At 67.9% G+C, this 20109-nt stretch carries 17 protein-coding genes; 11 read left to right on the top strand and 6 right to left on the bottom strand.

Annotated features, from left to right (window positions below; translation table 11 throughout):
* Positions 1 to 192: 192 nt before the first annotated feature.
* The 3 genes from leuA to RZE79_RS17090 all read left to right on the top strand — a co-directional run bounded on the left by leuA (position 193) and on the right by RZE79_RS17090 (position 4769).
* On the top strand, positions 193 to 1896 hold the full coding sequence (gene leuA / locus RZE79_RS17100) for a 2-isopropylmalate synthase (protein ID WP_153283998.1): 1704 nt from the start codon (positions 193 to 195) through the stop codon (positions 1894 to 1896).
* A gap of 53 nt (positions 1897 to 1949) precedes the next feature.
* Entirely contained in the window at positions 1950 to 3488 is a 1539-nt protein-coding gene (locus tag RZE79_RS17095; RefSeq protein ID WP_153283999.1) for a 2-isopropylmalate synthase, read from the top strand.
* 117 nt (positions 3489 to 3605) lie between these two features.
* The gene (locus tag RZE79_RS17090) at positions 3606 to 4769 is read left to right on the top strand and encodes a serine hydrolase (protein WP_319355548.1); all 1164 of its coding nucleotides are present in this window, start codon (positions 3606 to 3608) and stop codon (positions 4767 to 4769) included.
* 106 nt (positions 4770 to 4875) lie between these two features.
* On the opposite strand, the gene RZE79_RS17085 is transcribed toward RZE79_RS17090, so the two are convergent.
* Genes RZE79_RS17085 through aat form a run of 3 tightly spaced genes read right to left on the bottom strand, consistent with a single transcriptional unit; the run spans position 4876 to position 7243 of the window.
* Positions 4876 to 5700, bottom strand: coding sequence for an IclR family transcriptional regulator (locus RZE79_RS17085; RefSeq protein WP_153284001.1), 825 nt, complete (start codon positions 5698 to 5700; stop codon positions 4876 to 4878).
* Between the two features lie 31 nt (positions 5701 to 5731).
* On the bottom strand, positions 5732 to 6481 hold the full coding sequence (locus RZE79_RS17080) for an arginyltransferase (RefSeq protein ID WP_101491846.1): 750 nt from the start codon (positions 6479 to 6481) through the stop codon (positions 5732 to 5734).
* 6 nt (positions 6482 to 6487) lie between these two features.
* Positions 6488 to 7243 (bottom strand): leucyl/phenylalanyl-tRNA--protein transferase, encoded by a 756-nt coding sequence (gene aat, locus RZE79_RS17075; RefSeq protein WP_319355547.1) that lies wholly within the window; start codon positions 7241 to 7243, stop codon positions 6488 to 6490.
* 223 nt (positions 7244 to 7466) lie between these two features.
* On the opposite strand from aat, the gene RZE79_RS17070 reads away from it, so the two are divergent.
* Genes RZE79_RS17070 through RZE79_RS17055 form a run of 4 tightly spaced genes read left to right on the top strand, consistent with a single transcriptional unit; the run spans position 7467 to position 11536 of the window.
* Entirely contained in the window at positions 7467 to 9797 is a 2331-nt protein-coding gene (locus tag RZE79_RS17070) for a xanthine dehydrogenase family protein molybdopterin-binding subunit (protein WP_319355546.1), read from the top strand.
* Positions 9798 to 9836: 39 nt separating this feature from the next.
* Positions 9837 to 10751: an AraC family transcriptional regulator gene (locus RZE79_RS17065; RefSeq protein ID WP_319355545.1), complete on the top strand. Its 915-nt coding sequence runs from the start codon at positions 9837 to 9839 to the stop codon at positions 10749 to 10751.
* The gene (locus RZE79_RS17060; RefSeq protein ID WP_153284006.1) at positions 10730 to 11092 is read left to right on the top strand and encodes a VOC family protein; all 363 of its coding nucleotides are present in this window, start codon (positions 10730 to 10732) and stop codon (positions 11090 to 11092) included. The genes RZE79_RS17065 and RZE79_RS17060 overlap by 22 nt, the downstream gene beginning before the upstream one ends.
* A gap of 18 nt (positions 11093 to 11110) precedes the next feature.
* Complete coding sequence (locus RZE79_RS17055; protein WP_319355544.1) at positions 11111 to 11536, top strand: SRPBCC family protein; 426 nt, start codon at positions 11111 to 11113, stop codon at positions 11534 to 11536.
* Here RZE79_RS17055 and pobA read toward each other — a convergent pair.
* A complete protein-coding gene (gene pobA / locus RZE79_RS17050) occupies positions 11506 to 12687 on the bottom strand; it encodes a 4-hydroxybenzoate 3-monooxygenase (protein ID WP_319355543.1) in 1182 nt (393 codons plus the stop codon). The two genes, RZE79_RS17055 and pobA, sit on opposite strands and share 31 nt — an antisense overlap.
* 166 nt (positions 12688 to 12853) lie before the next feature.
* Here pobA and RZE79_RS17045 point away from each other — a divergent pair, with 166 nt between their 5' ends.
* The 4 genes from RZE79_RS17045 to RZE79_RS17030 all read left to right on the top strand — a co-directional run bounded on the left by RZE79_RS17045 (position 12854) and on the right by RZE79_RS17030 (position 17376).
* Positions 12854 to 13624 carry an IclR family transcriptional regulator C-terminal domain-containing protein gene (locus tag RZE79_RS17045; protein WP_319355542.1) on the top strand — a complete coding sequence of 257 codons (771 nt, stop codon included), beginning with the start codon at positions 12854 to 12856 and terminating at the stop codon, positions 13622 to 13624.
* A 63-nt stretch (positions 13625 to 13687) separates the two neighbouring features.
* Positions 13688 to 14347, top strand: coding sequence for a response regulator transcription factor (locus RZE79_RS17040; RefSeq protein ID WP_319355541.1), 660 nt, complete (start codon positions 13688 to 13690; stop codon positions 14345 to 14347).
* A 109-nt stretch (positions 14348 to 14456) separates the two neighbouring features.
* Positions 14457 to 15812, top strand: coding sequence for an ATP-binding protein (locus RZE79_RS17035; RefSeq protein ID WP_319355540.1), 1356 nt, complete (start codon positions 14457 to 14459; stop codon positions 15810 to 15812).
* A 76-nt stretch (positions 15813 to 15888) separates the two neighbouring features.
* Positions 15889 to 17376, top strand: coding sequence for a Do family serine endopeptidase (locus tag RZE79_RS17030; RefSeq protein ID WP_319355539.1), 1488 nt, complete (start codon positions 15889 to 15891; stop codon positions 17374 to 17376).
* A gap of 18 nt (positions 17377 to 17394) precedes the next feature.
* Here the strand turns inward: RZE79_RS17030 and RZE79_RS17025 are convergent, their stop codons facing one another.
* On the bottom strand, positions 17395 to 19263 hold the full coding sequence (locus tag RZE79_RS17025) for an ATP-binding protein (RefSeq protein WP_319355538.1): 1869 nt from the start codon (positions 19261 to 19263) through the stop codon (positions 17395 to 17397).
* A gap of 4 nt (positions 19264 to 19267) precedes the next feature.
* Positions 19268 to 19906, bottom strand: a complete 639-nt coding sequence (locus RZE79_RS17020) for a response regulator transcription factor (RefSeq protein ID WP_319355537.1) — start codon at positions 19904 to 19906, stop codon at positions 19268 to 19270.
* Positions 19907 to 20109 lie beyond the last annotated feature (203 nt).

The following is a 20109-nucleotide window of genomic DNA, read 5'->3' as shown; positions in this document are numbered from 1 at the left end:
AGGCTCGCAAAGGCTGTGCTACATTCGCAACCCTCATGACCAAGATTTCGCTGCTGGCCCTACTAGCCCTCCCTCACGGGCGGAGACGGTAGCGCACGCGCTAATCCCTCATCACGGCCCGTTCGCACCAGCAACGGGCCGTTTGTCTTTTGGGGTTGCTGGTTGAGTTCCAACCATCACAGAGAAATCGACATGTTGAAGCAACCTCAAGCTAAGTACCGCGCATTCGCCCCGATCGGCCTCAAGGACCGCACCTGGCCCGACGCCGTGCTGACCAAGGCCCCGATCTGGCTGTCGACGGACCTGCGTGATGGCAACCAGGCGCTGGTCGAGCCCATGGACATCCCGCGCAAGATGCGCATGTTCGAGACGCTCGTGGCCATCGGCTTCAAGGAAATCGAAGTCGGCTTTCCCTCGGCGTCGCAGGTCGAATTCGACTTCGTGCGCAAGCTCATCGAAGAAGACCGCATTCCCGACGACGTGACGATCCAGGTGCTCACGCAAGCGCGCGACCATCTCATCGAACGCACCTTCGAAGCACTGCAAGGCGCGCCGCGCGCCATCGTGCACCTCTACAACGCAGTGGCTCCGGTGATGCGTCGCGTGGTACTCGGCATGGACGAAGACCAGATCGTCGAACTCGCGAGCAGCCATGCGCGCATGTTCAATGACTTCGCCGCCAGGCAGCCGGCCACGCAGTGGACCTTCCAGTACTCGCCCGAAATGTTCTCGGGCACCGACGTCGTGTTCTCCAAGCGCGTGGTCGATGCGGTCACCGCGGTGTGGGCGCCGACGCCCGAGCGCAAGTGCATCGTCAACCTGCCCACGACGGTCGAGCATTCCACGCCGAACATCTTCGCGGACATGATCGAGTGGATGCATCGCAACCTCGAGCGTCGCGATTCGATCGTGTTGTGCGTGCATCCGCACAACGACCGCGGCACCGGCACGGCAGCCGGCGAACTGGCCTTGATGGCGGGCGCCGAGCGCATCGAAGGCTGCCTCTTTGGCAACGGCGAGCGCACCGGCAACCTCGACCTCGTGAACGTTGCGCTCAACCTCTACACGCAGGGCGTTTCGCCCGAGCTTGATTTCTCGAACATCGACGAGATCCGCGCCACGGTCGAGCACTGCAACCAGATTCCCGTACACCCGCGCCATCCGTATGTGGGCGACCTCGTCTACACCTCGTTCTCGGGCTCGCACCAGGACGCGATCAAGAAGGCCTTCGCCGCGCGCAAGGACGGCGACATCTGGGACATCCCGTACCTCCCCATCGATCCGAAGGACGTGGGCCGCAGCTACGAAGCCGTGATCCGCGTGAACAGCCAGTCGGGCAAGGGCGGCATGGCCTACCTGCTCGAGAGCGAATACGGCCTCGAGATGCCGCGTCGCCTGCAGATGGAGTTCATGCAGGTCGTGCAGCGCGTGATGGACGTGGGCGGCAAGGAACTCACCGCCGCCGACCTCTGGCAGATCTTCGTGAACGAATACGGCATCGAGACGGCCAAGGCCTTGCAGCACCGCGTGATCCAGGAAGAAGGCGAGGGCGCCGAGGCCACGGTGGTGCTGCGCGGCGACCTGCCCTGGGACGGTGAAACGCGTGCCATCGAAGGCCGCGGCAACGGCCCGATCGACGCCTTCACGCAGGCGCTGAGCCAGGCCACCGGCCACACGGTGCGGGTCATGGACTACCACCAGCACGCCATCGGCGCGGGCGCCGATGCCAAGTCGGTGGCCTACCTCGAACTGCGCGTCGACGAGTCGCAGACCCTGTTCGGCGTCGGCATCGATGCCAACGTGATCTCGGCCTCGCTGAAGGCGATCGTGTCGGGCGTGCAGCGCGCACGGACCCGGGGCGCGCACAGCGCACAATCGGCGGTTGAAGTCGCCTGACGCACCGGCACCAGCCGCACGCGCAAGGTGGGAACGAACAAAGGAGATCCACGATGACCGACCAACTCATTATTTTCGACACCACCTTGCGCGACGGCGAGCAGTCGCCTGGCGCCTCGATGACGCGTGACGAGAAGCTGCGTATCGCCAAGCTGCTGGAGCGGCTCAAGGTCGACGTCATCGAAGCAGGCTTTCCGGCCAGCTCGAACGGCGACTTCGAGGCCGTGAAGGCCATCGCCAACGCGATCAAGGACGCGACGGTGTGCGGCCTCTCGCGTGCCAACGACCGCGACATCGCACGCGCGGCCGAAGCCCTGAAGGGCGCGGCGCGCGGGCGCATCCACACCTTCATTGCGACTTCGCCGCTGCACATGGAGAAGAAGCTGCGCATGACGCCCGACGAGGTGCATGAGCAGGCCAAGCTGGCCGTGCGCTTTGCACGCAACCAGATCGCCGACGTGGAGTTCAGCCCCGAAGACGGCTACCGCAGCGACCCCGACTTCCTGTGCCGCGTGCTCGAAACCGTGATCAACGAAGGCGCCACCACCATCAACGTGCCCGACACGGTCGGCTACGCCATTCCCGAGCTGTACGGCAACTTCATCAAGATGCTGCGCGAGCGCATTCCCAACAGCGACAAGGCGATCTGGTCGGTGCATTGCCACAACGACCTCGGCATGGCCGTGGCGAACTCGCTGGCCGGCGTGAAGATCGGCGGCGCGCGCCAGGTCGAGTGCACGATCAACGGCCTGGGCGAGCGCGCGGGCAACTGCTCGCTCGAAGAAGTGGTCATGGCCGTGAAGACGCGCAGGGACTACTTCGGGCTCGACCTGAACATCGACACCCAGCACATCGTGGCCGCCAGCCGCATGGTGAGCCAGACCACCGGCTTCGTCGTACAGCCCAACAAGGCCGTGGTGGGCGCCAACGCGTTCGCGCACGCCTCGGGCATCCACCAGGACGGCGTGCTCAAGGCGCGCGACACCTACGAAATCATGCGGGCCGAAGACGTGGGCTGGAGCGCCAACAAGATCGTGCTGGGCAAGCTCAGCGGCCGCAACGCCTTCAAGCAACGCCTGCAGGACCTGGGCGTGACGATGGAAAGCGAAACCGAGGTCAACGCCGCGTTCTCGCGCTTCAAGGAGCTGGCCGACCGCAAGTCCGAAATTTTCGACGAAGACATCCTGGCGCTGGTCAGCGCGGAAGAGTTGTCAAACGTTGGTGAACAGTTCGCTTTTGTCTCTCTCTCCCAGCACAGCGAAACCGGTGAACGGCCCCAGGCCAAGATCGTGTTCACGATCCAGGGCAAGGAAGTCACCAGCGAATCCGACGGCAACGGGCCGGTCGATGCGTCTCTCAAGGCCATCGAGGCCCACGTCAAGAGCGGCGCTGAGATGGTTCTTTACTCTGTAAATGCCATCAGCGGCTCGACGGAAAGCCAGGGAGAAGTTACAGTCCGGTTACAAAACGCAGGGCGGGTGGTCAATGGTGTGGGCGCAGACCCCGACATCGTGGTCGCTTCGGCAAAGGCTTATTTGAGTGCGCTCAACAAGTTACAGAGCCAAGCTGAGAGAGTGGCGGCACAAGGTTAGGTTTTGAGGCGTTCCTTGGTATTCGAATGAAGAAGGGGATGCAAGTAACTGATATTGCGTGCCTTTTTTGATTTCGATACACTGCGGTCCTCGTTTGTTGCCGCTGGAGATTTATTGATGCCTGAAACCCGTCTACGTCGAGTTTCCATCCAGCGGTTCCTACCCGCCTTCAAGTTCCTCGCCGTGGCGCTGTGCGCCTCGGCGTTTTTGCTGCCTGGTGCCCAGGCCGCGAAGAAGGAAAAACCCGCCGCCGCCAAGTCTGCCGTCGCCAAGAAGGCGAAGGCACCCGTCGAAGCCAAACGCAATGCGTCGGCTTCCAAAGTGGCGCGCGGCGGTCGCACCGAGCAGGCCGACAAGGTCGTGCGCGGCGGCCGCAACGTCGTGGCCACCATCCGCAAGAAAAACGGCAAGACCGTCGTCGCCGTGCAGCGCCGTTCGGTGGTGCGCGTCGAGACGCCGGCCCGCCAGTCCTTCGGCCAGATGGCCGGTTTGCACGGCACCGAAGACGTGCTCGACCTGAAGTCGAGCGTCGCCCTGGTGATCGACCAGGACACCCACGAAGTGCTGTTCAGCAAGAACGACCACGCCGTGCTGCCCATCGCCTCGCTCACCAAGCTCATGACCGGCCTGCTGATCAGCGAAGCCCGTCTGCCGAACGACGAACTCATCACCATCACGCAAGACGACGTCGACACCGAAAAGGGCAGCCGTTCGCGCCTGACCGTCGGCACCACGCTGTCGCGCGGCGAGCTGCTGCACCTGGCGCTGATGTCGAGTGAGAACCGCGCCGCGCACGCGCTGGGCCGAACCTACCCGGGCGGCCTCACGACCTTCGTGAGCATCATGAACGCCAAGGCCCGCATGCTCGGCATGAAGGACACGCGCTACGTGGAGCCCACGGGCCTGTCGAGCCGCAACCAGTCGAGCGCGCAAGACCTGGCGCTGCTGGTGAACGCGGCCTATTCCGATGCCACGGTGCGCTCGCTGTCCACGTCGCCGGAATACCAGGTCGAGGTCGGCAACCGCGTGCTGCAGTTCAACACCACCAACCGCCTCGTGCGCAGCCCCGAGTGGGAGATCGGCCTGCAGAAGACCGGCTACATCTCCGAAGCCGGTCAGTGCCTCGTGATGCAGGCCAAGGTGGCCGGGCGCAAGCTGATCATGGTGTTCCTGGATTCGGCCGGCAAGTTCAGCCGCATCGCCGACGCCGAGCGGGTTCGCCGCTGGGTCGAAGCCACGCACGCCGTGTCGGGTCCGCGCGGCTTCCAGGTCGCCGGCTGACCTGAGCGGGGAGGCCGCTCAGCGGGCTGTCTGCAGCCCTGGCGGAGGGCCAACCGGCTGACTCGCCGGAAAGCAGAGAGAAGAAAGAGTCGAAGAAAACGGGCACTCAGGCGCCCGTTGTCACGTTCGCGCCCGACGCAGGCGTGGCAGCCATGCCGTCCTTGAAGCCCAGCGCGCCCGAGATCTCGTTGGCGGTGGCCTGCAGCTTGGGCAGCCAGCCTTCGTCGAGGCGATCGGCCGGGGCCGAAATCGACAGGCCCGCCACCAGCTTGCCCTGGTCGTCGTAGATGCCGGCGGCCATGCAGCGCACCCCCAGTTCCAGTTCTTCGTTGTCGCGGGCGATCCCGTACTGGCGTGCCTTCGACAGCTCGCGCTCGAGCGCGGGCAGCTGCGTGATGCTGTTGCGCGTGTGGCCGGCCAGGCCGGTGCGCGTGGCGTAGGTGCGCACGCGCTGGGGATCGTCGGCCGCCAGGAACAGCTTGCCGGTGGAGGTCAGGTGCAGGGCGGCACGGCCGCCGATGGCGCGCACCACCTGCATGCCCGAGCGTTCGCTGTAGGCCCGTTCGATGTACACGATCTCGTCGCCCTGGCGCATGCTGAGGTTGACCGGCTGCTGCGTGAGCTTGTGCAGCTCGCGCATCGGGCCCAGGGCCGCGTCGCGCACGTTCAGGCGGCCCTTGACCAGGTTGCCCAGCTCCAGCAGGCGCATACCGAGGCGGTAGCTGCCGGCTTCCGGCCGGTCGACGAAGCGACCGACCGCGAGGTCATTGAGGATGCGGTGCGTGGTCGACGGGTGAAGCCCCGTCTTTTCGCTGATTTCCTTCAGCGAAATGGCCTCTTCGCGCGAGGCCAGAACATCGATCAGCGAGAACATGCGCTCGATGACCTGGATGACGGGAGTGGCGGGAACGTCGGATAGGTTTTTTCTCATGGCGCTGGGCGGTGATGACCGGACGCCAATTTTACCTTGTGAAATTGCTCGGTGCCTGCCAGTGGCCGTCCACCAACACTTCGTGCGGGGAAAAGCGCGCCTTGTAGTTCATCTTGGCGCTGTGCTCGATCCAGTAGCCCAAATAGACGTGTGGCAGCCCCAGCTTGCGGGCCTGCTCGATCTGCCAGAGCACGCTGTAGGTGCCGTAGCCGGCGCCGTCTTCGGGCTCGTAGAAGGTGTAGACGGCTGAGATCCCGTCGCTCAGCACGTCGAGGATCGACACCATCTTCAGCGCGCCCGGGCTGCCGTCGGGCAGGGTTTCGCGGAACTCGACCAGCCGCGAGTTGACGCGGCTTTGCAGCAGAAACTGGGTGTACTGGTCGATGCTGTCGTGGTCCATGCCGCCGCCCGAGTGGCGGCCGGTCTGGTAGCGCAGGTAGAGCTGGTAGTGCTCGGGCACGAAGCACAGCTTGAGCACGCGCGCCTGCAGATCGGCGTGCTGCTTGGCCGTGCGCCGCTGGCTGCGGTTCGGCTGGAAGCTGTGCGCCAGCACGCGCAGTGGGATGCAGGCGCGGCAACCGTCGCAATACGGCCGGTAGGTGAACATGCCGCTGCGCCGGAAGCCGCTGAGCACCAGGTCGGAATACGCGTCGTTGTGGATCAGATGGCTGGGCGTGGCCACCTGCGAGCGGGCCTGGCGATCCGGCAGGTAGCTGCAGGGATAGGGCGCCGTCGCGTAGAACTGCAGCGTGTGAAGCGGAAGATCCTTGAGGTGCGTCACGTCACGTCACGTCGAAAGAGAGGGTCGCTCGGAAAGGAGTTCGGACCAGTATACGGGGTCGAATTGCCACTGTGGACCTTCCTGTTTTCGGGCCTTGGCCACGTGCGCGACAAAGCGCGCGCGCGGCATTTCGCGGGCGCCGAGGCTGGCCAGGTGGGCGGTGTTCTGCTGGCAGTCGATCATTTCGACACCGGCGCGGCGGCACAGCGCGACCAGGCCGGCCAGCGCGATCTTCGAGGCGTCGGGCCGCCGCGTGAACATCGACTCGCCGAACACCGCCTGGCCCAGCGCCACGCAATAAAGCCCGCCCGCCAGCTCGCCGTCGATCCAGGTTTCCACGCTGTGTGCGTGCCCCGCGCGGTGCAATTGCGTATAGGCCTGCACCATGTCCGGCACGATCCACGTGCCCGACTGGCCGGCGCGCGCCGACTGCGAACACGCCTGGATCACCGTTCCAAAATCGTGATCGACGCGCAGCTCGCAGCCGGGCGTCATGGCGAATCGGCTCAGGGTCTTGCGCAGCGAGCGATGCAGCCGGAAGTCTTTCACGCGCAGCACCATGCGTGGGTCGGGGCTCCACCACAGGATGGGCTGGTCGTCGCTGAACCACGGGAAAACGCAGCGGCTGTAGGCCTGCATCAAAGTATCGACATCGAGCGATCCGCCGGCCGCCAGCAGGCCGGGCACGGGGTCTCTTTCGTCCCATGCCGAGGCGGGGTCGGGCAGTGTGTCTCCGGGTTCGAGCCAAGGCAGTTGTCGCATGGTTGCAGGTATACACGGCTTCTCGCAACGCCCGCCACTTGAGGGAAAATCCCGCTCACACGGGAACAGTCCACAAGGCTGCGGCCCTGGTGCCACCGCCGATGGCACAAGAGACACCCCACAAGACCCGTCGAAAAACCTATAGTGCTCAGCTTGCTTTCGCAGTACACAGCGGATCCGGCAGGCATGAGCAGGCGCCGGGGATCAGCACAAGAGGACCACGTTGACCACTGAATCCAACCCCACGCGCTTCGGCAGCGGCCAGGCGGTGCGCCGTCTCGAAGATGAAAGCCTGCTCGCAGGCGCCGGCCGTTACACCGACGACGTCACGCTCGCCGAACAGGCGCATCTCGTTTTTCTCCGCTCCCCGTATCCGCATGCGCGCATCGCGTCCGTCGACACGTCCGCGGCTGTCGGCATGCCCGGCGTGCTGCGCGTGATCACCGGGGCCGATCTCGCAGAGGCCGGCGTCAAACCCATGCCCGGCGCCGCGGGCTTCAAGCGCGCGGACGGCAGCGACAGCGCCAGCCCGCCGCGCCGCGCCATGGCGCACGAACGTGCGCGCTTCGTCGGCGAACCGGTGGCGTGCGTCATTGCCGACACCGTGCAGCAGGCGCGCGATGCGGCCGAGGCTGTCATGGTCGACTACGAAGAACTGCCGATGGTGGTCGACCTCCCCGGTGCCACCGCCGACGGCGCGCCGCTCCTGTGCGACGAGGCCACGGGCAACATCGCCGCGGAGATGCGCCATGGCAGCAGCGAAGCCGCCACCGCCGCGTTCGAGCGTGCCGCCCATGTGATTGCACTGGACGTGAACAACCAGCGCGTGGTCGCGCTCACCATCGAGCCGCGTGCCGTGCTCGCCACGCACGACAGCAAGACCGACCGCCTCACCATCCGCATGAGCACCCAGATGCCGTCCGGCGTGCGCGATTCGGTCTGCGCGGCCATCGGCCTCGCGAAAGAAAAAGTGCGCGTGGTCGTGGGCGACGTCGGCGGCGGTTTCGGCATGAAGACCGGCGCCTACCCCGAGGACATCGCCGTGGCCTACGCCGCGCTGCAGGTGGGCCGGCCCGTGAAGTGGGTGGCCGACCGCAGCGAAGAGTTCCTGTCGAGCGCGCACGGCCGCGACATCGAGGCGCGTGCCGAAATGGCGCTCGACGCCGACGGCAAGATCCTCGCCCTGCGCATCAAGACGCTCGCCAACGTGGGCGCCTACGCCACCGGCACCGGCGTCGCGATCCAGCTGCTGATCGGCCCGTGGGTGCAGACCAGCGTCTACGACATCCAGACCATCGACTTCCATTTCAAGGCGGTGCTCACCAACACCGCGCCCACCGGCGCCTACCGCGGCGCGGGCCGGCCCGAGGCCATCTTCACCATCGAACGCCTGATGGACGAGGCCGCGCGCCAGACCGGCATCGACCGCATCGCGCTGCGCCGGCGCAACTTTATCCGCCCCGAGCAGATGCCCTATAAGAACCCGATGGCGCAGACCTACGACACCGGCCAGTTCGAGTCGGTGATGGACCAGGCATTGCAACTGGCCGACTGGCAGGGCTTCGAGGCCCGCGCGGCCGAGTCTGCGGCGCGCGGCAAGCAGCGCGGCCTGGGCATCGCCACCTTTCTTGAATGGACCGGCGGCAACGTGTTCGAAGAGCGCGTGACCGTGTCGGTGCAGGCCGATGGCGTGATCGAGGTGTTCTCGGCCGTCAACGCGATGGGACAGGGCATTGCGACCTCGCTCGCGCAGCTGGCCGTCGATGCCTTCGGCGTGCCCATCGAAAAAGTGCGCGTGGTGCTCGGCGACACCGACCGCGGCGACGGCTTCGGCAGCGCCGGCTCGCGCTCGCTCTTCACGGGCGGCTCGGCCGTGCGCATCGGTGCCGAGCGCACCATCGACAAGGCGCGCGAACTCGCGGCGCAGGAGTTCGAGGCGTCCATCGACGACATCGTCTACAGCCGCGGCACCTTCATCGTGGCCGGCACCGACCTCGAACTCGACCTGTTCACCCTGGCCGCCAAGCAGCCGGGGCGCGAAATCTTTGTCGATTCCACCAGCACCGTGGCCGGCCCGAGCTGGCCCAACGGCTGCCACATCTGCGAGATCGAACTCGATCCGCCCACCGGCGAGATCAGCGTCGTGGCCTACAGCTCCGTCAACGACGTGGGCCGCGTGGTCAACCCGATGATCGTGCGCGGCCAGCTCGAAGGCGGCGCGGTGCAGGGCATCGGGCAGGCGCTGTACGAGCAGGTGGTCTACGACACCGAGACCGGCCAGCCCGTGACCGGCAGCCTCATGGACTACGCCGCACCGCGCGCCGACATCGTCGACACCATGTTCCAGATGGAAATGGACGAATCGACGCCCTGCAAGAACAACCCGCTGGGCGTGAAGGGCGTCGGCGAGCTGGGCACCATCGGCGCCACGCCGGCCATCGTCAACGCGGTGGCTGACGCCTTCGCGCGCAACGGGCTCGGGGCCCGCGCACCTCGCCTGCACATGCCGCTGAGCCCGTCGCGCGTGTGGCAGGCCATGCAGACGATCGACTGAGCGCCACCGGCCGGTGATCGAAGGGCGACGAAAGTCATCATGCGTGTCACCACCGAACTGCAGACCGACGCGATCCGCGTCTCGACCTACCGCTGCGATGCGGGCGTCGGCGCGGCGCCGTTCACCGAGATGCACGAGACGCACTCGGTCTCGTACGTGCGCAAAGGCAGCTTCGGCTGCCGCGCGCTCGGCCGCGACTACGAACTGGTGGCCGGCTCGGTCTTGGTCGGCGCACCGGGCGACGACTACGTCTGCACCCACGAGCACTTTGCCTGCGGCGACGAGTGCCTGTCGTTCCACTTCTCGCCGGGCTTCGTCGACCTGATCGGCGGCGACCGGCGCAGTTGGCGCGCCTCGGGGCTGCCGCCGCTGCCCGAACTCATGGTGCTCGGCGAACTCGCGCAGGTCGCAGTCGAAGGCGGCAGCGACGTGGGCCTGGACGAGCTGGGCATGGGCTTCGCCAGCCGTTTCCTCGACGTGGTGAAAGGGCGCGGCAAGCCCAAAGCGCCGCCGTCGGCCACGCCGCGCGATCGCCGCCGTGCGGTCGAAGCCGCGACATGGATCGAGGCCCACGCCGCGGGCGAGATCGGCCTGGAAGACGCGGCCGCCCAGGCCGGCCTGAGCGCCTTCCACTTCCTGCGCCTGTTCTCGCAGGTGCTCGGCGTCACGCCGCACCAGTACCTCGTGCGCTCCCGGCTGCGCCGCGCGGCGCGCCTGCTGGCGGACAGCGACCTTTCCGTGACCGAGGTCGCCTTCGAGGCCGGCTTTGCCGACCTGAGCAACTTCGTGCGCACCTTCCATCGCGCGGCCGGCGTGTCGCCGCGCGGTTTCCGGCTCGCTGCCAAGGGCGACCGCAAGATTTTCCAAGACCGCTTGGCCGCGCTGCTTCACGATGACCGCTTGATCCACCCTTCAAGCAGAAAGTCATCGCCATGTACGACCACATCGGACTGAAAGTCAAAGACCTCGCCGCGAGCCGGCGCTTCTACGAAGCCGCGCTCGCGCCGCTCGGCCACGTGCTGGGCTCCCACGACGACGAAAGCTACGCCGGCCTCGGCCCCGCCGGCGAACCGGCGTTGTGGCTCTACGCCGCGAAAGGTGCCAAGGGCCCGGGCACGCACGTCGCATTCCGCGCGCCCGACCACGCAGCCGTCGCCGCCTTCCACAAGGCCGGCTTGAAAGCCGGCGGCACCGACAACGGCGGCGCGGGGCCGCGCGCCGACTACAGCCCGACCTACTACGCGGCCTTCCTCATCGACCCCGACGGCAACAACGTCGAGGCCGTCTGTCCCTGACACGAAAGGCACCGACCCATGGCCACCATCTACAAGGAATTCATCGTCGAGCGCGATGTGGCGCAGGTGTGGGATGCGCTGCGCGACTTCGGCGCCGTGCACACGCGCCTCGCGCCGGGCTTTCTCACCGGCTGCGAACTCGACGGGCAGGGCGCCCGCATCGTCCACTTTGCCAACGGCCTCGTGGCGCGCGAGCTGCTCGTGGCCCTCGACGACGAGCACCGCCGGCTGGCCTACACCGTGACCGACGGCAAGGCCACGCACCACCACGCCTCGGCGCAGGTGTTCGCGGACGGCGAAGGCCGCGCGCGCTTCGTCTGGATCACCGACGTGCTGCCCGACGGGCTCGCGGCGTACATCGAACCCATGATGGCGCACGGCGGCGCTGCGATGAAGCAGACGCTGGAGCGCGCTCAGAAGTCTTCGAGCGGCAGCCCCACATAGTTTTCCGCCAGCGCGGTGGACGCCGCGCGCGAATGCACGAGGTAGTCGAGCTCGGCTTCCTGGATCTTCTGGCCGAAGGCGCCGGTCTCGGGGAAGCGGTGCATCAGCGAGGTGAACCACCACGAGAAGCGCTCGGCCTTCCAGACCCGGCGCAGGCACAGGTCGGAGTAGCGGTCCAGCGCCGAGGCCGACTTCTCGTTGTAGAAAATCTCCAGGGCGCGCGAGAGGTACCCCACGTCGGCCGTCGCGAGGTTGAGCCCCTTGGCGCCGGTCGGCGGCACGATGTGCGCGGCGTCGCCGGCCAGGAACAGCGAGCCGAAGCGCATCGGCTCGGCCACGAAGCTGCGCAGCGGCGCAATGCTCTTTTCGAGCGACGGGCCCGTCACCAGGCGCTCGCGTGCTTCGGGGTCGAGGCGCGCGCGCAGCTCGTTCCAGAAGGCCTCGTCGCTCCAGTTCTCCACCTTTTCTTCGGTCGGTACCTGCACGTAGTAGCGCGAGCGCGTGGCGCTGCGCATGCTGCACAGCGCGAAGCCGCGCTCGGTGTTGGCGTAGATGAGTTCGTGCGACACCGGCGGCACGTCGGCCAGCACGCCGAGCCAGCCGAAGGGGTAGACCTTCTCGTAGGTCTGGATCGCGTCGGCCGGCACGCTGGCGCGGCTCACGCCGTGGTAGCCGTCGCAGCCGGCGATGAAGTCGCACTCGATCTCGTGCGTCTGGCCGTCCTTCTCGTAACGCACACGCGGACGGCCGGTGTCGAAGTCGCGCAGGCTCACGTTCGCCGCGCTGTAGATGGTCGTGAGGCCTTCGGCCGTGCGCGCTTCCATCAGGTCGCGCGTCACCTCGGTCTGGCCGTACACCGTGACCTGCTTGCCGCCCGTGAGGCCGTGCATGTCGATGCGGTGGCGTGCGCCCTTGAACAGCAGCTCGATGCCGTCGTGCGGCAGGCCTTCGGCCTTGGCGCGCATGTCGACGCCTGCGCGCGCCAGCAGGTCCATCGTGACCTGTTCGAGCACGCCGGCGCGGATGCGGCCCAGCACGTAGTCGCCGCTCTGGCGCTCCAGGATGATGTTGTCGATGCCTGCCTTGTGCAGCAGCTGGCCGAGCAGAAGGCCGGCGGGGCCTGCGCCGATGATGGCGACCTGGGTGCGCATGTTTCGTGTCTCCGAAAGGGTTTTGCGAAGCGTAGGGCGCGGCCGGCCGGTTGGGGCGGCGGTCGGCGAGGCTCTGTGCGATCATGCGAACGCGTGCGCGATCATCGCGCAACACTTCTTCGGCCGACCGATCGACCGACCCACGACGACGAACTCCCGACGACGAATGACCATCGCCCGCGCCGACTTCATCGAGGGCATCGCCAAGGGGATGGCGGTGCTCGAAAGCTTCGACACCGAGCGCCAGCGCCTCAACGCCACTTTGGCAGCCGAGCGTGCCGGCCTCACGCGCGCCGCCGCCCGGCGCCACCTGCTCACGCTGGCCCACCTGGGCTACCTGGAAACCGACGGCAGCTACTTCTGGATGGCGCCGAAGGTGCTGCGCTTCTCGGGCAGCTACCTGGCCTCGTCGCGCCTGCCGCGTGCGCTGCAGCCCACGCTGAACCGGCTCGCGGCGCAAACGGGCGAGTCGTTCTCGGCCGTGGTGCTCGACGGCGAAGAGGTGGTCATCGTCGCGCGCAGCGGCAGCTACGGCACGCCGACGCGTGTGCTGGCCTACGGCCTGCACCTCGGTGCGCGCCTGCCGGCCCACGCGACCTCGACCGGCCGCGTGCTGCTGGCCGCGATGGCTCCCACGCAGCTCACGCAGTGGCTCAAGGGCCGGCACCTCCCACGCCTCACGCCGCAAACCATCACGCAGGCGCGTGCCCTGCGCCAGCGGATCGTGCAGGTGCGCAAGGACGACTACTGTTTCGCCAGCGAAGAGCACGAGCTCGGCGTGCAGGCGCTCGCGGTGCCGCTGCGCGGCATGCAGGGCCACACGGTGGCGGCGCTCAACGTGGTGCTGTCGGGCACGCGCTACCAGGAAGAGACCTTGCAGCGCGAGATGCTGCCGCTGCTGTTCGAGGCCGCACGCGAAGTGCGCTCCCTCCTGTGAACTGAGGCGCGCTGAACTTTCGGCGCCGGCGCGGCCTCGAACCCCCGACAACGGACATCCACCATGCGACTCCTGCTTCTCGAAGACGACGTGATGATCGGCGAGGCCGTGCTCGACCTGTTGCGGGCCGAGCAGTACGCCGTCGATTGGGTGAAGGACGGCGACGCGGCGGAATCGGCCTTGCGCATCCAGCAGTACGACCTCGTGCTGCTCGACCTGGGCGTGCCGCGCCGCGATGGCCTGGAAGTGCTGCGCGCCCTGCGCGCGCGCAAGCAGCGCATGCCGGTGCTGATCGCCACCGCGCGCGATTCGGTGCAGCAGCGCATCGAAGGCCTCGACGCGGGTGCCGACGATTACGTGCTCAAGCCCTACGACCTCGACGAGCTGCTGGCGCGCATCCGCGCCTTGCTGCGGCGCGCATCGGGGCGCGCCGAACCGGTGTACGAACACATGGGCGTGAGCATCAACCCGGCCACGCGCGAGGTCGCGGTGAATGGCGAACCGGTCGTTCTGTCGGCGCGCGAATGGGCGGTGCTCGAGCCGCTGCTGGCCCGTCCGGGCATGGTGCTCTCGCGCGCGCAGCTTGAGGAAAAGCTCTACGGCTGGAAGGACGAGATCAGCAGCAACGCGGTCGAGGTCTATGTGCACGGCCTGCGCAAAAAACTCGGTGCGGAGCTGATCCGCAATGTGCGCGGCGTCGGCTACATGGTGCCAAAACTATGACTCCCCCCCAGGCTTCGCGCACTTCGTGTCGCTTCTCCAACCCCCTACCGGGGGCGACGCCTACGGCCCGGCGAAGCCGGTTCCGTGGCGTCCCACGAACGGAGCGCGCATGAACAAAGTTCTGAGCAGTCTGACCGGATCGCTGCGCGCGCGGCTGCTGGTGTTCCTGCTCGCAGCCATCGTGCTCGCCGCCGGCGCGCAGGCGCTGGTGGCCTACCGCACGGTGCTGAAAGAAGCCGACGATATCTTCGACTATCACATGCAGCAGATGGCGCTGTCGCTGCGCGCGGGCCTGCCGCCGAGTGCGGCCGTGGGCGGGCTCGGCGGCGCGGAGCAGAACTTCGACTTCGTGGTGCAGGTGTGGACGGTCGATGGCGTGCGCATCTTCGAATCGGCGGAAGAGGCCGCGCTGCCGCAGCTCGCGGTGCTGGGTTTTGCCGACGTGCGCGCGCGCGGCACGACCTACCGCGTGTTCTCGATGCAGACGCGCGGGCTGGTGATCCAGGTGGCGCAGGACATGGCGGCACGGCGGAACATGGCCGGCTCGCTCGCGCTGCGCACCATCGTGCCCGTGGCGCTGATGGCGCCGCTCTTGATGCTGGTCGTGTGGTGGGTGGTGAGTCTGTCGCTGGCGCCCGTGGCACGCGTGCGCCGGCAGGTGGCATCGCGGCAGGCCGACGATCTCTCGCCCGTGAGCGAGGAGAACCTGCCCGAAGAAGTGCGCCCGCTGGTGCAGGAACTCAACCTGCTGTTCGGCCGCGTGCGCCATGCCTTCGACGCACAGAAGCACTTCGTGGCCGATGCCGCGCATGAACTGCGCTCGCCGCTGGCCGCGCTCAAGCTGCAGGTGCAGGGCCTGCAGCGTGCGCCCGACGATGCGGCGCGCACGCTCGCCGTGAGTCGGCTGTCGGCCGGCATCGACCGTGCCACGCGCCTCGTCGAGCAGATGCTGGCGCTGGCCCGTCACGAGGCCAGCATGGCCGCGGGCGCGAAGCCCGAGACGGTCGATCTGGCCGAGGTGGCGCGCCTGGCGATCTCCGATGCAGTGGCGGCCGCGCAGGCGCGTCGCATCGACATCGGCGTCGCGCAATCCGATGCGGGCGCGACCGTGAGCGGCCAGCCCGAGGCGCTGCGCATGCTGCTGCGCAACCTGATCGACAACGCTGTGAAGTACACACCCGAAGACGGGCGGGTCGATGTCGGCATCGTGAAGCGCGCCGATGCGGTGGAGCTGCGCGTGGACGACAGCGGCCCGGGGCTGCCCGAGGCCGAGCGCGCACGCGTGCTCGATCGGTTCTACCGCTCGGGGGAGCCGCAGGCGCCGGGCAGCGGGCTGGGGCTGGCCATCGTGAAGTCGATCGCCGATTTGCATGGCGCCACGGTGGCGCTGGAAGAGTCCCAAAGCCTCGGTGGGCTGTGCGTGCGCGTGGTGTTCGCTTCCCCAGAGAAAGTGAATTCCGTTTAAGCGACGCCTAAGTCAAGGCCGCGACATTCCTTTCATCGTGTTTGCGCTCCGGCGCAGGATTGAAAGGAATCGAAGAATGAAAACCGCCCTGATTTCTCCCCGTGCCCTCGTCATCGCGTTGGCCGCCGCCGGCGTGATCGGTGCCGTCGGCGCCGGGGCCTACACCAGCGCGCGCGCCGTGGGCGCGCCGGCCACCACCTCCGCCGTGGCCGCGCCAGCCGCCATGGTCACCTTGCCCGACTTCTCGACCATCACTTCGCGCGACGGCCCGGCCGTGGTCAACATCAGCGTGACCGGCACCGAGAAAGCCCCGGACGACGACACCATGGCGCAGCTGCAGGGCATCGACCCCGACGATCCGATGTTCCAGTTCTTCCGCCACTTCCAGGGACAGATGGGACCGCGAGGCCAACAGCAGCAACCACAGCGCGCCGTGCCGGTGCGCTCGCAGGGCTCGGGCTTCATCGTGGATCCGAGCGGGATCATCATGACCAACGCCCACGTCGTGAAGGACGCGAAGGAAGTCACCGTCAAGCTGACCGACCGCCGCGAGTACCGCGCCAAGGTGCTCGGCGCCGACGCCAAGACCGACATCGCGGTGCTCAAGATCGACGCGAAGAACCTGCCCGTGCTCGCGCTGGGCAACACCAAGGACCTGAAGGTCGGCGAATGGGTGCTGGCCATCGGCTCGCCCTTCGGCTTCGAGAACACGGTGACGGCCGGCGTGGTGAGCGCCAAGGGCCGCTCGCTGCCCGACGACAGCTACGTGCCCTTCATCCAGACCGACGTGGCCGTGAACCCTGGCAACTCGGGCGGGCCGCTGCTCAATGCGCGCGGCGAGGTGGTCGGCATCAATTCGCAGATCTACAGCCGCAGTGGCGGTTACCAGGGCGTGTCGTTCGCCATTCCGATCGACGTGGCCGTGCAGGTGAAGGACCAGATCGTTGCCACCGGCAAGGCCACGCATGCGCGCCTGGGCGTGGCGGTGCAGGAGGTGAACCAGGCCTTCGCCGATTCGTTCAAGCTCGACAAGCCCGAGGGCGCGCTGGTCTCGAACATCGAGAAGGGCGGCCCCGGCGACCATGCCGGTCTGAAGGCGGGCGACGTGATCCGCAAGGTCGACGGCCAGGCGATCGTGTCCTCGGGCGACCTGCCCGCCGTGATCGGCCAGCAGGCGCCGGGCAAGAAGGTCACGCTCGAGGTGTGGCGCCAGGGCGAGCGCCAGGAGTTGCAGGCCAAGCTGGGCGATGCGAGCGACAAGCCGGCGCAGGTTGCCAAGGCCGACAACACGGCGGGGCAGGGCAAGCTCGGCCTTGCGCTGCGCCCGCTGCAGCCGCAGGAACAGCGCGCGGCCTCGGTCGACGGCGGCCTGCTGATCGAGGACGTGGCCGGCCCGTCGGCGATGGCCGGGGTGCAGGCCGGCGACGTGCTGCTGGCGATCAACGGCACGCCGGCCAAGAGCCTGGAGCAGGTGCGCCAGGCGGTGGCCAAGGCGGACAAGTCGGTGGCGCTGTTGATCCAGCGCGGCGAAGACAAGATCTTCGTGCCGGTGCGCCTGGGCTGACCGACCGATCTGGCGCGCTCAGGGCAGCGCGCAGGGCCAGTCGAGCGAGACGCGTGTGCCGCCGGCCTGCGCGTCGGCCCGCTCGATCTGCAGCCGCGCCCCGATGGCCTGTGCCCGCGAACGCATGTTCGCGAGGCCGTGGCCGCCGGGGCGTTCGTTCGCCTGCAGCCCGCGGCCGTTGTCGGTGAGCACGATGCGCACCAGCGGCGGCGTCTGTTCGCCATGCCAGCCCACGTGCATCACGATGCGCGTGGCGGCCGCATGCTTCAGGACGTTGGTGAAAGCCTCGAGGAGGATGCGTTGCAGCTGCAGCGCGGCCTGCGCGGCAAAGGGCGCGAGCGTGGGGATGAGCGCGACGTCCCAGACCAGTTCGATGCCGGCGGCGTCCAGCCGGGGCTGCAGGCGGTAGCGCAGCGTGGCCAGCACGGTGGTCAGGTCGTCGTGCATGGGCTGCAGCGAATCGACGGCCATGCGCATCTCGTCGAGCGCGAGCTTCACGTGCTCCTCGACCACGTCGCGGTCGGGCGCGGGCTGGTTCACCACGTTGAGCAGGCCCACGAGCTGCGAGCCCACGCCGTCGTGGATCTCCCGCATGATGCGCTGGCGCTCCAGCAGCACGGCCTGTTCTTCCTGCTGCTTGCGCACGGTTTCGAAGGCGCCGCGCAGTTGCTCTTCGCGCTCTGCCACGCGCGCGGCGAGGTTGGCGTTGAGCGAGCGGTAGTCGGCCACGGTGCGGCTGTAGCGCTCGACCACGAGGCCGGCCAGGATCATCACGAAGAAGAAGATCGCGTGCGAGGTGAGCGTGTAGTAGGCGCCGCCGAAGAGGCCCATGCGCACCAGCAGCAGGTCGTGCGCGCCGGCCAGGATGGCCAACGTGCCCGCCGCCATCAGCACGCCCGCGATGCGCCGACGCGCCACCAGCGCACCGTGCACCACGTAGGGCAGGCAGATGGTGCTCGTGACCTGCAGGATCGCCAGCCCCGTGGTCCACAGCACCGGCCGTGCGAACGCAAAGGAGGCGCAGGCCAGCGTGACCGACAACGCCAACGCGCCGTAGATCGATCGCACCAGCCACGGCGGGTTGCGGTCGAGCACGAGCAGCACGAAGCGCGCGATCAACCCGATGTGGCAGGCATAGCAGACCGCCACCACCGCGCCCCACAGCGGCCAGGGCAGGGGCGCTTCGGTCAGCACGCGGTCGAGGTTGCGTGCCACGCCCGAGAGCGCGGCCAGGGCGAAGCAGCCGTAGAGCGCGTCGCGCTGGCGCAGCCACAGCCCGGCGGCCAGGCCGCCCATCAGCAGCAGGCTCACGGCGTAGACGATGGCCGAGGTGTTGCGCCAGTTCTGCTGCGAGCGGTGCAGCGGGGCCAGGGACGCCTCGGGGCCGTAGAGCACGCTGGCCAGCCCGCCGCCGCGCTGGCGCTGCAGGGTGGCGTGGATGTGCAGCTCCTGCGTCTGGCCGTTGCCGCGGCGCAGCGCGGCGGCCAGCGGCACCAGGTGGTTGGCCTTGGCGGCGTCGTAGGTGGGGTCGCCGAGCACGCCGTAGTTCGCGACCAGTGCGCCGTTGAACCAGACCGTGACCTGGTTGCCCAGCCCCGACATCAGCAGCGCCTGGGCCTCGCCCTCGCGGACGGCGTCCGCCGGCAGCACGATTCGGTAGCTGGCCTTGCCGCCGCGCCCCGGAAACTCGTGGTCCCAGCGAAAGGGCAGTGCCACCTGCCGCACCTGCAACGGCAGGCCGTCGGGTTCGAGGCTGGCTTCGGCCGATCGCACGTCGGTGGTGCCTGGCGGGGTGGCGGCATGCGCGAAGGGCGGCGCAAAGGCCAGCCACAGCAGCAGTAGCAGCACGGCCCGCAGGGAGGGAAAGAAAAGGGCGGGGCGGTTCACGAGGCTAGGAAAGCCGGCCTGGAAGACCGGTCGCCAGCACGGCTTGCGAGGGTGGGGGCGCATCCAGCTTGCCGTAGATGTTTCTGATGTGGGTTTGAACCGTCGATGCGGAGACTCCCATCTGCGCGCCGATTTCGGCATAGGTGAAACCACGAGAGACCCGGTCGAGCACTTCGGCCTCGGGCGACGAGAGGTGGCCGGGCGCACCGTCGGACGCTTGCCAGCGGCGCAGCAACTGCCGCGCGATGCCCGGCGGCAGCGGCGAGCCGCCGGCGCCCAGGTGGCGCAGGTGCGCGGCGAGGTCGGCCTCGGTGCCGTCTTTCAGCAGGTAGCCGCGCGCGCCGGCCTCGAAGGCCTGCACCATGTGGGTCTCGTCGCCGAAGATCGTCAGCACCATCACCGCGCAGGCCGGCTGCATGCGGCGGCATTGGCGGATCACCTGCAGGCCGGGGTGGTCGGGCAGGCCGAGGTCGACCAGCAGCACATCGACCGGGTTGTCCGTGAGCCAGTTCAGGATGTCGACCGCATTCGAGGCGCTGAAGGCCAGCGCCAGCGAGGGGTCGGCGCCGATCACGCGCCCGATGCGCTCGCGCATGCCGCTGTCGTCCTCGACCACGGCGACCTGGGTGGCGGTCAGGGGCATGGCGGGCTTCCGAAAGCGAGACCGAGGCCGAGGCGCATGGGCAGATCCGTTTCCGATCGGGAGGGTTGCAGGTGCCGCAAGGCTAGCTACAGGTATCGGTGGCGCCCATCCTATAGACGAGGGAGGGAGGTACCCTGCTGGCGCGCGATGCTGTCCAGCCGTGTGGCGCTGCGCGCCGCCCACCCGACCGGTAGCGCCCACGC

This window comes from Variovorax sp. EBFNA2, from assembly GCF_033802765.1.
Taxonomy (GTDB): domain Bacteria; phylum Pseudomonadota; class Gammaproteobacteria; order Burkholderiales; family Burkholderiaceae_C; genus Variovorax; species Variovorax paradoxus_H.
This window is presented reverse-complemented; position numbering and strand designations above follow the sequence as displayed.